This is a genomic window from Leptolyngbya sp. FACHB-60 (assembly GCF_014695775.1).
Classification (GTDB): domain Bacteria; phylum Cyanobacteriota; class Cyanobacteriia; order Phormidesmidales; family Phormidesmidaceae; genus Nodosilinea.
The window spans coordinates 109,458-122,875 of record NZ_JACJOX010000030.1; the positions used below are offsets into that span (position 1 = coordinate 109,458).

At 57.4% G+C, this 13,418-nt stretch carries 12 protein-coding genes and 2 pseudogenes; 8 read left to right on the forward strand and 6 right to left on the reverse strand.

The features are described 5' to 3' along the window. Nucleotides 1–58 precede the first annotated feature (58 nt). Entirely contained in the window at nucleotides 59–1,333 is a 1,275-nt protein-coding gene (locus H6F57_RS12740) for a cyclic nucleotide-binding domain-containing protein (RefSeq protein WP_190629104.1), read from the forward strand. Nucleotides 1,334–1,530: 197 nt separating this feature from the next. On the opposite strand, the gene H6F57_RS12745 is transcribed toward H6F57_RS12740, so the two are convergent. Both H6F57_RS12745 and H6F57_RS12750 read right to left on the reverse strand, forming a co-directional pair. After that, nucleotides 1,531–1,803 carry a hypothetical protein gene (locus tag H6F57_RS12745; protein ID WP_190629107.1) on the reverse strand — a complete coding sequence of 91 codons (273 nt, stop codon included), beginning with the start codon at nucleotides 1,801–1,803 and terminating at the stop codon, nucleotides 1,531–1,533. A gap of 162 nt (nucleotides 1,804–1,965) precedes the next feature. Then, nucleotides 1,966–2,457 carry a TIGR00725 family protein gene (locus H6F57_RS12750; protein ID WP_190629109.1) on the reverse strand — a complete coding sequence of 164 codons (492 nt, stop codon included), beginning with the start codon at nucleotides 2,455–2,457 and terminating at the stop codon, nucleotides 1,966–1,968. 284 nt (nucleotides 2,458–2,741) lie between these two features. Between H6F57_RS12750 and H6F57_RS12755 the strand changes: the two genes are divergently transcribed. Further along, nucleotides 2,742–4,610 carry an alpha/beta hydrolase gene (locus H6F57_RS12755; protein WP_190629110.1) on the forward strand — a complete coding sequence of 623 codons (1,869 nt, stop codon included), beginning with the start codon at nucleotides 2,742–2,744 and terminating at the stop codon, nucleotides 4,608–4,610. A gap of 68 nt (nucleotides 4,611–4,678) precedes the next feature. Here H6F57_RS12755 and H6F57_RS12760 read toward each other — a convergent pair whose 3' ends face one another. Further along, nucleotides 4,679–5,584 (reverse strand): pentapeptide repeat-containing protein, encoded by a 906-nt coding sequence (locus H6F57_RS12760; protein ID WP_199289830.1) that lies wholly within the window; start codon nucleotides 5,582–5,584, stop codon nucleotides 4,679–4,681. A gap of 363 nt (nucleotides 5,585–5,947) precedes the next feature. On the opposite strand from H6F57_RS12760, the gene H6F57_RS12765 reads away from it, so the two are divergent. Together H6F57_RS12765 and H6F57_RS12770 are read left to right on the forward strand one after the other, a co-directional pair. Further along, nucleotides 5,948–6,796, forward strand: a complete 849-nt coding sequence (locus H6F57_RS12765) for a DUF6816 family protein (protein WP_190629112.1) — start codon at nucleotides 5,948–5,950, stop codon at nucleotides 6,794–6,796. Between the two features lie 565 nt (nucleotides 6,797–7,361). After that, the gene (locus H6F57_RS12770) at nucleotides 7,362–7,985 is read left to right on the forward strand and encodes a hypothetical protein (RefSeq protein ID WP_190629114.1); all 624 of its coding nucleotides are present in this window, start codon (nucleotides 7,362–7,364) and stop codon (nucleotides 7,983–7,985) included. Here H6F57_RS12770 and H6F57_RS12775 read toward each other — a convergent pair. Together H6F57_RS12775 and ychF are read right to left on the reverse strand one after the other, a co-directional pair. Further along, complete coding sequence (locus H6F57_RS12775) at nucleotides 7,960–8,826, reverse strand: GDSL-type esterase/lipase family protein (protein WP_190629115.1); 867 nt, start codon at nucleotides 8,824–8,826, stop codon at nucleotides 7,960–7,962. The genes H6F57_RS12770 and H6F57_RS12775 overlap by 26 nt on opposite strands. 133 nt (nucleotides 8,827–8,959) lie before the next feature. Further along, on the reverse strand, nucleotides 8,960–10,051 hold the full coding sequence (gene ychF, locus H6F57_RS12780; protein ID WP_190629116.1) for a redox-regulated ATPase YchF: 1,092 nt from the start codon (nucleotides 10,049–10,051) through the stop codon (nucleotides 8,960–8,962). Nucleotides 10,052–10,252: 201 nt separating this feature from the next. Between ychF and H6F57_RS12785 the strand changes: the two genes are divergently transcribed. Further along, nucleotides 10,253–10,867 (forward strand): hypothetical protein, encoded by a 615-nt coding sequence (locus H6F57_RS12785; protein WP_190629117.1) that lies wholly within the window; start codon nucleotides 10,253–10,255, stop codon nucleotides 10,865–10,867. Nucleotides 10,868–10,951: 84 nt separating this feature from the next. Next, nucleotides 10,952–11,566, forward strand: coding sequence for a thylakoid membrane photosystem I accumulation factor (locus H6F57_RS12790; protein WP_190629118.1), 615 nt, complete (start codon nucleotides 10,952–10,954; stop codon nucleotides 11,564–11,566). Nucleotides 11,567–11,584: 18 nt separating this feature from the next. Here H6F57_RS12790 and H6F57_RS12795 read toward each other — a convergent pair whose 3' ends face one another. Beyond that, complete coding sequence (locus H6F57_RS12795) at nucleotides 11,585–12,577, reverse strand: Rieske 2Fe-2S domain-containing protein (RefSeq protein WP_190629119.1); 993 nt, start codon at nucleotides 12,575–12,577, stop codon at nucleotides 11,585–11,587. Between the two features lie 52 nt (nucleotides 12,578–12,629). Between H6F57_RS12795 and H6F57_RS27565 the strand changes: the two are divergent. Further along, nucleotides 12,630–13,232: pseudogene (locus H6F57_RS27565) on the forward strand (TetR/AcrR family transcriptional regulator); the annotation flags it as partial. 57 nt (nucleotides 13,233–13,289) lie between these two features. After that, nucleotides 13,290–13,388: pseudogene (locus tag H6F57_RS27570) on the forward strand (TetR/AcrR family transcriptional regulator); the annotation flags it as partial. Nucleotides 13,389–13,418 lie beyond the last annotated feature (30 nt).

Below are 13,418 nucleotides of genomic sequence, written 5' to 3' on the forward strand. Positions count from 1 at the left end.
TTTGCCAGGAAGCGGAGCATTGTGCAGTAACCTGATCATAATCCCTGTCATGTCGTCAATGAGTGTTCCCGTTGCTGCGCTAGTTCAAGGGTTGTTGGCTGCCTCTAGTTTGCTGGTAGGGGCGATTTTAGGAATTGCCTGGCGACCCGCGCGATCGCTCACAGCGGCAATTATGGCCTTTGGCAGCGGCACTCTGCTCTCTGCGATCGCCTTCGACATCACCCTGCCCGCCTACCAGAGCAGCGGCTTTTTGCCGCTGGTGGCGGGCTTTGCTCTGGGCGGCACCCTGTTTACCGTCATCGTGGGCTATATCGACAACCAGGGGGGCTTTATTCGCCACCCATCGTCGTCGCGGCGGTTTCTCTACCACCACCGCCAGGACGAAGCCTCGGAAGTGCTCGATCGCATCGGCCACATCGAAGTGCTCCACAGTCTCTCCCCTGACGAAATGCAGGCGATTATTCCTCTGCTTAAGCCGCTCCAGGTCGAGGCGGGGATGGTGCTGTGTCAAGAGGGTGCCCCCGGTGACTCCATGTTCCTGATTGTGGAGGGGGATGCTGAGATCTACAAAGGCTCCCAACGATTGGCCTTTCTGGGCTCTGGGGAAATCTTTGGCGAAATGGCGCTGCTGACCGGCGAGGAGCGATCGGCGACGGTGGTGGCCAAAACCCCCATGGAGCTCTACGAACTCGATAAAACTGATTTTGACGCCATGCTCACCTACGCCCCTCAGCTCTCCAGCGGGCTGAGCCGCATTCTGGCCCGGCGGCTGCGTGAAACCACCCAGTCCACCGCCAAGCTTGCTCCGGTGGATGATGACCAGTGGCGGCGACAGGTGCTCGACAGCGTCGAAGTCGATATCCCTATCTCGGAGCAGCAGTTTAAGGAGCTGGCCCAAAGCTCTGCCCCTCTGGCCATTTTGGTGGGCACTATGATCGACAATATTCCTGAAGCCCTGGTGATCGGCTTTCACGTAGGCACAGGCCATACGGGAGCGTCGTTTTTGATGGCGGTGTTTATCTCCAACATTCCTGAGGCGATGTCAAGCTCCATCGGCATGCGCCAAGCGGGCACCTCGGCCAGTCGCATTTTAGCCCTATGGGGTGGTGCCGTGCTGCTTAGCGGGTTGGTGGCCATGGGCGGCAGTCAACTGGTGCCGGTGGTATCTGAATGGATGCTGGCCATGGCCAAGGCCACCGCCGGTGGTGCCATTCTCGCTATGGTCGCCAGCACCATGATGCCCGAGGCCTACGAAATGGGTGGCGGCTCGGTGACCTTCTCAACTATTGCTGGGTTTTTAGTGAGCTTTTGGTTGGCCTCCTCGGCCTTTTGAAGCTAGCCAATCGTCATCTATGCAAAATGCTGAACAGGTTCCCAGTTCTGCCCATTAAAACCAAGGGAATCTGACCTGTTGTAGCAACGCCTTTGGGCTTGCCCTAACTACTGTCATCAGAACCAAAGATGAAGGCCTATTGCGGTTGACACTCCATCCAGAAAAATCTATGCTCCCCTCTTCTCGTTAACAGATCGCTACACCTCGGGGGGTAGCTCTGGCGGAGAGGCTTTGGTATCTAGTAGGTTGGCCTTAGACGTCTTTAGGTCTTTCCACAGGCGCTTGATTTCGTCGTAGGCTTCGTCAGCCGACATTTTGCCACCGGTTTCAAGATTACAAACTAAGGAAACCCGCTGAGCAAACTCTTGCAAGTTGGCGTTAAAGGCTAGCTGCTGCGGCGTAAATTCACCCCAGTACTTACTGCGGGGGAAGAGAAAATTTTCCTTAGGGGATGGTTGGTTGTCGGTCATGGCACCAGCGGGTGGAGGGCATAGCTCTTACCTTACATTAGATAAATTCTTCCCTACTGGCGGCGATCGCGACCCAACTGTCGTTCGCAATACCCACCGCTGGTTTCGTGTAACAGCGCCTGGCGAGAACATTGGCGTGCTAGCTGCTGCCGGTCAACAGGGTCACGACGCCAGCCACTGCTGAATTTGCTCTAGGGCAGCGGCAACGGTGCCGGCGATCGCCAATGGCCCGGTCGCTAAACTCTGCCACAGGGCGATCGCGCCAGGGGGCATTGCCATCAAAATGACGGGTCGCTGGGCCTTGAGGGCAAGGGCAATTTCAGAGGCGGTGCCGGGGCCGAGCCCGCAGGCCACCACTACCTGGCTCGACAACACGTTAATGGCATTGCGGGCATCCCCTAATCCGGTCAGTATAGGAATGTCTACAGCAGCTGACCGATCGGTCCCGTCGTTGGAGGGCAAAATGCCCACGGTGAGCCCGCCCGCTGCCTTGGCCCCCTGGCAGGCCGCCTCCATGACGCCCACCTGACGTCCTCCGGTGAGCAATACCCATCCGCTAGAGGCGATGGCATATCCAAGGGCGTAGGCTGTCTCCATCTGAGTCGGGGTTGCCGAGATCCCCGGTCCCATGACGCCAATAATGATGTAGGCCATTGGTTAATCAGTGGGGTTATGGTTGTTAGTGCGGTGGTGGTTGACCAAGTTGCGCCGTTGGCTTGGCCCCTTAGCAGGCAAGGGCGGTGACCTGATCGGATGGGTGATCGCAAAAAAACTTGACGATGAATTTCCACCAGCCAGGGGAGCTGTCGTCTAGATTAAGTTAACGATTAGAGAAAATTTGGGTACTGTACTCCTAGCTTAACTCTGTACTATTGCTCGACCCTGGTCCGCTGCCCCCTGCGTTTAACCCTTCTGCCGTGCGATCTACAGTGTCTTGCTTGAGTCTTCTCTCCCCCCTTAGTCGATGGGGCTGGGGCGCGATCGCAGCCGGTGGATTGCTTGCGGGCGGGCTAGCGATGGCCTCCCCGGCAGCGGCAGCGGATTCGGTGACGGTGCGTCTGGGGCGACTGTCTCAGACGGTGAGCCTTGACGATCTCCAGGCGTTTGCTGCCACGGGTGAGGTACCTCCATCGCTGCGGCTCTACCGGCCGCTGCTCAACGCCAGCCTCCAAGAAGTGCTTCAGGGCGAAATTGCCCTAGAGCCCGAGGTGGGTCAGGTAATTTTAGATGAAATTTTGCAGACCCCCGGTGGAGCGCGGCTGCTTGACACCCTGCGGGCGATCGCGCCCAACCTGGCTGCTGCCGACCTGCGCGTCACTCTAGAGCAGGTGTCGGAGGCGGAGGCTGGTCTAACCCTGCTGGGCATTTTGCGGGCCATGCCCCAAGACACTCTAGAGATTGACGTGGGCACTCTGCTCACCCTGGCCTCTCAGTTTCGCCTGGCGCAGATGGAGAGCAAAGCCCTCGGCCGAGTCCTGCGTGAAGACCCCATGACCGAAGCGGCCGAACCTGCCCCGCTGCTGGGGACTGATCCCTTTTCTACAGGCTCTTCAAAGGTCGAGCGCTGGGAGCTGGTGCTGCGTGATCACAGCCGCGATCGCAGCATTCCCCTCGATATCTACTGGAGCAAAGACAGCCATGGCCCTCTGGTGGTCATCTCTCACGGGTTTGGGGCCGATCGCCGCTTCTTTGCCTACTTAGCTAAACATCTGGCCTCCCACGGGCTAACGGTAGTCTCGGTAGAGCACCCCGGCAGCAATGTTGCCGCTCTGCTCTCGCTGCCCACCGATAACCTGCCTGAGGCCGCTGCTCAAAGCCGCATTTTACCCGCCACCGAGTTTCTCGACCGGCCCCGTGATATCAGCTACGTGCTCGATCGCCTGGAGAAACTCAACACCTACTCCTATAGTCTGCGCGATCGCATCAACACTGATGAGGTAGCCTTCATTGGTCATTCCCTCGGCGGCTATACGGGATTGGCCCTTGCCGGGGCGGCGCTCGATCTGCGATCGCTTGAGGCCTACTGCCAAACCCTCAACCCAGTCACCGTCTCCCCCGCTGACTGGCTTCAGTGCGCGGCCCAAGATTTGCCCGTCAAATACGCTAATCTGCGCGACGACCGGATTACCCAGCTGATAGTGGCTAACCCCCTCACCGGAGTGCTGTTTGGCGAGGCAGGGCTGAGCCGGGTGCGGGTGCCCACCCTGGTGCTGGCCGGCACCCACGATACCGTCACGCCCATGGCCAGCCAGCAGTTGCGTCCCTTCATGCAGCTACCTACCGACAAATATCTCGTTACCGTGGTGGGTGGGTCTCACCTGAGCGTCGGCGATCCCAACAACCTCAACGCCGACTTGGGTCGCATTCCGTTTATGGCTGAGTTGCCCGACGTCACCACCGCCCCCCTGCGCATTTTTCTCCAAGGGGTGAGTTTCAGCTTTATCATGCAACAGACTCCTGGAGCCGAAGACTACGCTCCAGCTTTGGACTCCGCAGTAGCCCATGCGTTTTCGACTACTACAATGTCACTGCGCCTGAGTCAAACCGTACCCGAGGGACTGGCCGCATGGCCCCGGCTGCGCCAAAGCGGGCCACACCGCCAAGAAGGATTGATCAGCTACCTGCCCTCTCTCCTCCATCTTGAGGCTTTGGCAATTCAAGACCAGGTTCAGGCGCTACAGCGTCAGATGATTGCCTATCTGCGTCATTCCCCCCCCTCCCTAACAGCGGTGTATTGGCCCTTTTTAGTACCACAGCTGCCTATGCAGGCCAATCAGCCCGGCAGCAAACCAGCCGCCTCCCAGTGACGGTCTACGTTTTGGCCCCTTAGCCCCGTCGGCAGAAGCCAGCGATATCAACCCAAAACCCACTATTCCTAAGAATCCATGGTGTACCCATCTGGCATAATCGTGCCGTGCACATCGGTACGCCGCAGGTTAGTGTAGTCGAGCTTAGCGTTGATCATGACCGCATCGGTGAGGTCAGCTCCACTTAGGTTTGACCAGCTCAGACGGGTGCGATATAGGGTTGCCCCTCGCAGATTGGCCCCCCGCAGCGAGCTCCAGCTCAGGTTGGCCCCGCGCAAATTGGCGTGGGATAGATTAACATTCACCAGGTTTGTGCTTGTCAGCTTCGCTCGACTCAGGTCGGCCTCCTGAAAATCAGCTCCCTCAAGGGTCGCTCCAGTGAACACCGCCCCCACCAGCACAGCTCTCCGCAGGATGGCTCGGTTCATTAGCGCGCTGGTCATGTTGGCGTGTTCCAAGTTAGCGCCTTCCATGTCGGTCGCCAGCATTCTACCCCGGCTGAGGCTGGCCTCGCTCAGCATGGCCTTGTGCAGCGTAGCGTGGTCGAGCACGGCTTCGTTGAGGTTGGTTTCGCGTAAAACCGCCTGGGTTAGGTTGGCTCGCACCAGGTTAGCGCTGCGCATACCCGCCTCGCTCAGGTCGGCTCCTACTAGGCGAGCATCGGCCAGGTCAGCCCCAATTAAGTTGGCTAAAATCAGCGTGGCTTGGTCAAAATTGACGTCGGTGAGCTTAGCCTCGCGGAAGTTAGCCCCCACCAAAGTGGCTCCAGCAAAGGTCGTATTTTGCATATTAGACTGACGAAAATTTGCCCCGCTGAGGTTCTGTTGACTCAGGTCAGCGCCAATTAGCTGAATGCCGCGAAAGTCTCGTTCTCCCGCCGCGTAGCGCTCTAGCAGATCGGCAACGGTTATATCTAAAGGCAGGTTAGGCAGTTGAGAACTGAAAAACTGGGAACTAGAAGGGGGCGTTTCCAAAGAAAATCCTCAACGGCAACGATAGTCAGGGTTTGAGCTACAACTCTCAGCGTTTCAGGTCGCCAGAGTGAATGTTCGGGCAAAAAAAGTGTCATCTGCCCTAGGCCGAATTTTAGGATAACCAGAAGCCCGCTCTCGGTAAACGGTTGCCTGAGCTATGGCAGTTTTGATCCCTGCAACCTTAACAGTTCTCAATCTGCCCTGCCGGAGCGAGGCCAGAAAAACCACTCGATCTACTCAGGCTGTAGGCTCTGGTAGTTCAACCCTAGCCCATCCCTCGCAGGGGTGCAGAGCAGATCTTCACCTAAGGTATGCTAAGTCTGAATTTAAGTTGCTCTAGCCTGTCATCTTGGTCACTCATCTATGCCCCGATCGCTGCTCACTCTCCTGCGCCGCCGTCTGTTCTGGCTCACCTTGCTGCTGACGGTGTGGCTACTGTGCAGCGGTCAGGCTCCGGCAGGAGCAATGGCTCTAAAGGGTGATCAAAGCCTGAGCGATCGCCTAGCGGCTTTCCCCCAGTGGGGCACTAAGCCCGCTTTGCCTGCGGCCCAAGGTGACTTGATCTACCCCGACTGGTTGCGGGGTAAATGGCAGCTGACCAGCACTCTGGTCGATTTAGCTGCCCCAATGGCTCCTGACTTGGTGACCCCCGGCTTTGAGGGCAACCGCGCCTATCTGGGTGTACCAGTGACCTGCGCGGTGCAGTTTGTTATAGCGCCCGAGGGGGCACGTAGCCCATTGGGGGCAGCGCAGCGTTTAATTCCTGCTGTAGCCGGTTTGCCTCAAACTGTGGCCGATCGCGCCTTCAACGGGTTAAGCATGGCCCGCGCTTACCTGGGAACAGCGGTGCAGGCCGTCAAGGTAGACTCCGACAACCCTAACCGCCAGGTGACGCTGCTGAAGGGCGATCGCCAGCTTGAATCGACTGTGACAGCCCGCGCTGTTGAAGTGCCTCGGGAAGCCGAATTTATCACTGTAGAACGATTTCAGCAGGTGTTTCGGGGTGGTGTTGCGGTTCCTTATTTCAACGAGGTGGAAATTACTACCGCCTATCGTCGAGCAGCGGCTTCCGAGGGGTTGAGTTTGGACAATCGTGTGTGGGCTGACCAAGTGACGGCGGTGTACCTATCGCCCCAAGATCCCAATTTTCTCAAGGCTCAAAATCAGCCCGTGGCGCTGTATCGCTATCGGCTGGAGCTGGTTTGGATGTGAGCCAAATGCGAGCGTTAGTGGGCTTTCTGTCTAGACCTAGACTATTGAATTACTTCTCCCAGGTCTTTTATCTTGACGCTTAAATGCTCTCTCCTAGCCTTATCTAAAACGCTTGTGATGCAAACTTAATTTAATGGCACTTCACTGGCGTACTGAATAGCAGTAGCATGGGTTTGAGCTTAGAAAAGCTTCTGACTCGATGCGAGTATATGTTGACGCTAACGATAAATTCTTGGCAGTTGCTCTCTTGTTAAGTTTGCGCACTCATTAAAACCTACGCTGGTTTTAGGCATGCCTGCCCGCTCAGGCATAGGCGCTTTTAATTTGCTTTTGTGATTACTTTGTTTTTTCTAAACAGGTTTGGCTGTAAGTTTGCTTGCCAAACCTTAAACAGACTCAAACCTCAGAATCTTTAGGTAACGTCTTTGCGCTTTGGGTTGCTGAGTGCCTAGCAGTTCTGATTTCACAGCAGATAGAGCCTGGGTTAAGACTGCCCAAAAATCAAGCCTATCGGGCATTTTTCCTTTTTTCGCTTTTCGCTTTTCGTTCTTTTTGGAAGATAGCTATGCTCGGTTCCCAAACTACTAATCAGCCCTACCGAGTTGCGATCGCAGGCACTATTACCAACGCTGCTACCGGCGATATCATGCCCCAGGCCGTGGTGCGCATTACCACCGCTCCGGTAGCCTTTACCGAGGGGATAATGGGGCTTTTAGCCGCTGCGATCGCCCATCGCCCCGAAGTTCAAGCCCACTACAGTGACCTCATTGCAGACTGGCAGCGGTCTTTGGCTCCTCTGGCAACAGCCCAGTGGCTGCTCGATCGCCTAGAGCAGCCGCTGGCCCTAGCCCGACCCGACCAAACCCAGAGCGGTGGCGACGGCCACTACTGCTTTTATGACCTGCCGGCCGGTTCCTATACGATCACGGCCACCTACGTCCTGCCCCACCGCGGCCAAGGGACGACCTCTGCCCAGGTAGAGGTTCTCCACAGCGATCGCCGGCTCAACTTTGCGATCGTAGATCTGGCTATTAGCCTGGTGCCAGGGGCTTGCCCGCTGACTGTATTGGGCGTTCACAAAGTGTCCCCAAAGGGGAATCGCTCACTCTCACGACCCATTGAAGGCGCAGAACAGTTTTGGCAAGCCCCAACCGTTGCCTACCCTAGGGTTGAAACTCTGTCTCATTAAGCAGGGCGAGGGCGGTGCGCCACACCATGTAGCCATCCTGGTTGAGGTGCAGCCCGTCGGTGGTGAGGTCGGCTCGCAGATAGCCGTCGCCATTGACAAACAGCGGATACAAATCCAAAAACTCAGCCCCGGTCTCGGCGGCTACAGCCTTGAGCTGGACGTTGACCGTGCGGATTAGCTCGGGAGAAACAGCCACCAGGCGATCGCGTCCTTCCCAGGTGGCCATCTCACCGCCGTGGGGCAAGATAGACTGCACCACTACCCGCGTTTGGGGATGCTTCTGGTGCAGGTAGTTCACCATTTTGCGGACGTTGTACACCAGGTCGGCCTCAGAACCGCCCCAGATTAAGTCGTTGATGCCCACCATAATGAACACCGCCTCGGGCGAGGTGTTGTCGAGCAGGTAGAGGCGATCGCGCAGCCCGGTCGATTTTTCTCCTGAGATAGCTTGATTCAGCCAGGTTCTGCGCCCCGGCAGCATGTTGGTCGGAAACCACAGCGTCAGCGAATCGCCTAGCAAAACCGTCTGATTGGGAGCATCAATAGCTACCACAGCCTCAGCTTCGGCGGCCAGCAGCGCTACCCACTCCTCGTAGTCGAGGCTGTGGCGCGTTCCCAATTCAGGCTCAAAGGGGGCCACCGTAACGTGCGGGTCAGCCGCAAAGGCATTGGCCTGGGGCAGCACCGCATCCCCCGCCTGGCTCAGCTGCCGCAGCATCGCCATCGCCGTAATAAACAGCAGCCCATTCAACACCAGCGACAGCAGCGCCCAGGGGGGAACCCCCTGAAGCCGATGCAGCGCCGAGCGAAACTGAAGATAGGGTGGAAGCGGTAAAGCCACAGCGATATACCTACAAACCTGGAGCTAGAGAACCAGCCCTGCCAATGGGTCAAATTGTAGATAGATTTTCCCCTACAAACCACTATTGCGGCGAGGGTTTTTTACCCGCTTTATAAGGATGGCAACAGGCGAGCTACACGTTGAAGCGAAATAGCATCACATCACCCTCCTGCACCACATACTCTTTGCCCTCGCTGCGCACCTGACCTTTATCTTTGGCTGTAGCCATCGAACCTGCGGCCACCAGGTCGTTGTAGGCCACCGTCTCAGCGCGAATGAAGCCCCGCTCAAAGTCGGTGTGAATGACGCCAGCAGCCTGGGGGGCAACCATGCCGGCCTTAATGGTCCAGGCGCGGGTTTCCTTCGGGCCGGTGGTGAAATAGGTGCGCAGCCCCAGCAGTTCGTAGGTGGCACGAATCAGCGTCTTGAGGCCGCCTTCTCCGACGCCAAGGGCTTCGAGAAAGTCCTTGCGTTCCTCGTCGTTCAGATCTACCAGTTCTGACTCCACCTGGGCCGAAATCACTACCACCTGGGCATCTTCTGCCGCTGCCACCGCCCGCACCTGCTCCACCCAGGCATTGCCGCTGGCCAGGTCCTCTTCAGAGACGTTGGTGGCATAGATAACGGGCTTGCGGGTGAGCAGTCCCAGGGGCTTGATGATCGCCTCGGCTTCGGCGTCGAACTCCACCTGGCGAGCGGGTTTGCCCTCGTTGAGCACCGGCAATATTTTTTCGAGAATGGCCAGCTCAGCCTGGGCCTCTTTGTCGGCGCGGGCCAGCTTACGCACCCGATCGACCCGGCGCTCGAGCTGGGCTAGATCAGACAGGGCCAGCTCGAGGTTGATCACCTCGATGTCGCGCACCGGGTCAACCGAACCGGAGACATGAATGATGTCGTCGTCCTCAAAGCAGCGCACCACGTGGACGATCGCATCCACCTCGCGAATATTGGCCAAAAACTGGTTGCCCAGCCCTTCGCCCTGGCTGGCCCCCTGCACCAAGCCCGCAATATCGACAAACTCGACCCGAGCTGGCACGGTCTCCACTGAGCTAGAGATGTCGGCTAGCACTCGCAGCCGAGCATCGGGCACCGCCACAATGCCTACGTTGGGCTCAATGGTGCAAAAGGGAAAGTTTGCGGCCTGGGCCTTGGCGTTGGCCACCACGGCGTTGAACAGGGTAGATTTGCCAACGTTGGGCAGGCCAACAATGCCAGCTCGTAACATGGGGTTAACTCTAGATTCGGGGCAATGGGGAAGGGTAAAAGGTCTCAGGTTTAGGGTTCAAGGCCGATCTGAGATCTCAAACCCTGCACCTGATACCTTGCACCTTAAACCCCTACCTAGCATAAGAGAGGATGGGGCCATTGCGGAGGTGTTGCTATACCCTTAAGGCAAACCAAACCAACGACCGCGAAAGGGTGAGCTATGGCTGGAGTGACAGGGGCAGGGCAGCGGGTGCGGCCCGTTCTGGTGGCGGGGCTAGTGGCGCTGGGGCTAGCGGGGTGCAGCACCCTGGGTTTGTCGCGATCGCCCGAGGGCACTGGCGAGATGAGCAACCAGTATGTTGACAGTGGGTTTCGCGGCGATATGTTGGTGAGCCGCATCAAGCCCGTGCAGATCCGCCTGCCAAACGGCTGGAGTGCTGCCCCCACAGGCACCCTGCACGACAACGCCGACCTCGAGGCCTACAACCTTGACGAAAACATGTTTTTGGTCGTGCTAGGCGAAAATCGCGAGGCCGTAGCCCCCGGCAACATCGAGGAGCAGGCCAACTTCTATTTGCAAATTCTCAAGGGCGGCTTTAGTCAGGTGCTGGCTAACCAGGCCCGCACCGGCGTCGAGCGCGTCAGCAGTTTTCCGGCGGTGCAGTACGAGGTGCGAGGCAATGTGTCTGAGCAGGCCGTGGCCTACCTGCACACCACCATTGAAATGGGCGAAGAATACTATCAGGTGGTGGTGTGGACCCCCGACGATCTGCGCATGGCCAATGCCGACGCCATGCGGGCCGTAGTAGAGGAATTTCGCGCTGCTCAGCTTTAAGCGCCGCCATTCTGTGGCCTAATAGAGTCTGTGGCTTCGCGGCTATTACGCCTCGGCCTCAGCCCCTAGACCAAGGACATTGTCATGCTGCGCTGGCTTACTGCAACGTTTTTTACCCTAGCCATTTCCCCAAAAGTTATGACTGGCCTGAGTCGTAGCCTGGGCTTGGCCTGCGCGGCCCTAGTGCTGTGGCTGAGTCTGGGCGGGCAACCCGCTGCCCTAGCTGGCCTCACCGACGACAATTATGACGGCAATATCTTTGCGCTCTATGCCGGCAACGGGTCGCTGGTGCCGCCCAAGGTCAGCCTGGAGCAATCGCTGCGCTATGGCAAGGCCGCTATTGTGGTGATCTACGTGGACGACAGCAGCGACTGTAAGAAATTTGCGTCGGTTGTTTCCCAGCTGCAAGCCCCCTACGGTCGGGTGGCCAACTTTGTGCCGATTATGGCCGACTCAATTCCCGTCAAAGACTCTTATCAGCCTAACGAGCCCGGCTACTACTTCAAGGATGCTGTTCCCCAAACCCTGGTGTTTAACGCCCAGGGGGAGCTGGTGTTTAACGAAGTTGGCATGGTCCCCTACGAGGCGATCGACGATGTTATGCGAGAGGTCTTTGACTTGCTGCCCCGCACCGAGTCGGAAGAGTTGCGCCGCCGCCCCATCAACGAGGTGAATTCGGAGCTGGTGCCAGAGCAGTAGATCGATTTAGACGCAGGTTTATTTAGAAAATGTAGGCTCAACCACACCAGGAAAGCTGGCAAAGTTGCGGCGCACCCAGTCCATGCCCACCTCGTTGTTGAGCCTAATTTTTTGCGGCGCATCGGGGTAGATCTTGCCCAAAATTGCCGCGTCTTGATCGACTACCACCTTGCCGAAATTGAGATAGGCTCGTCCGAGCAGATTGAAGAGGGGATGCTTGGCTAAGCCAAACAGCAAAATATAGGTGCGGGTGCGGTTTTCGGCCTCGGGCACAAACAGATGGCACTGCACCAATTTGCCCAAGGGTGATTCTCCATGAAAAATGATTAGAGATGGAAAGTGATTTTCGAGGTGGGCCTCGATGGTGCTGGGCAGCAAAAACAAATCTGGACGACGCAGTTTTTCCGCTAGGGCGTAGGGGGCGGTTGGCATGGCGTAGTAGGCATGGGATTCATGCCCCCGATCGATGAACTGGTGGAACTGCACTTCGGCAATGCGAAACAGATCGCGGTGGGTGCCGTTTTGGTGGTTGTAGTCATGCATGTTGAGCAGCATGGTGAGTAGGTCGGTTTCCACCGCGCAATCGGCGGTGTGGCCGATGAAGGTGTACTCAGCTGCGATCGCATTCAGTACCCCCGGAATCGGTATCTTGGGCTCGTAGCCCCCGTAGGACCAAACAAAATCGCCTTGGATAACTAGCTCTAGCGGCTTTAGTTGAGGCAGGGTTTGCTGATTGGAACCTGGCAGCACGGTGCAACCTCGACCGTCAAACCCTAGGGCATGGAAGGGGCAAACGACTCGACTGCTGCCGTCACTTGCCCCTTCGCACCAGCCTTCTGACAGCATGGCACCCATGTGAGGGCAGGCGTTGGGCAGAGCACGAACCTCGCCGACGCCATCTTTCCACAGAACGTAGTCATTACCGTAGAGGGAAGTTTTGCGGGGCTGGTTAGTAGCCAGCATAGACTTGTGCGCCACAAGCCAGGGCGCACCGGGAAGCATGGACTGCATAGAGGCCTCCGATAGATATAAAATTGTGAGAAATTCATCGTGTTTTAAAAATATGACAAATGACTCGCATTCGTCAAGCAGTCTGCGTCGTCAGCCTAAGCAGCGCCGGGGCCAACAGCGGGTCGAAAAGATTCTAGAGGCCGCTGCCTTGGTCTTTGATGAAGTGGGTTATGAGGCGGCGACTACTCACCAGATTGCGGAGCGGGCGGGCACAGCGATCGGATCGCTGTATCAGTTTTTCCCTGATAAAGCGGCGATCTTTAACGCCATGGAACTACGTCACCTGGAGCGGGTGCAGGTTATGTGGGGCCAGGCCAATGCCCAAGAATTTTGGCGACTGCCGCTGAAGGAGATGCTGGCTCAGCTAACCGCTGGTGTGGTGGCGTTGTTTGAGCAGCCGGTGTCACGGGTGATGTTTGTGCAGTTTTACACGGCGCGCGATCGCTTCCAAACCATCGACGACAGCCTGACCCAGGAGGCGATCGCATTTCTCTCTGCCATCCTGCACCAGCGCAACCCAGACCTGCCAACGGAGCGGCGCGATCTCTTGGCGGAGGTCTGCGTCCACAGCTGCAATGCGTTGATTTTAGCGGCACTGCGACAGCCCGATGAAGAAAAGCGCGATCGCCTTGTGCAGCAAATTCCTGTGCTCATGGCCGCGTACCTGACTCCCTATGTAGGCGATCAGATCCACGGCCATGTAATGGATGTAATGATTTGCCCCCACTGTAAATCTCAGGAGCTGGCTAAAAACGGGCGGCGGCGGGGCAAGCAGTGCTACCTGTGCAAAGTCTGCGGCAAGCAGTTTGTGCATCCTGCCGTCACCGAGTCCCTGTGATTC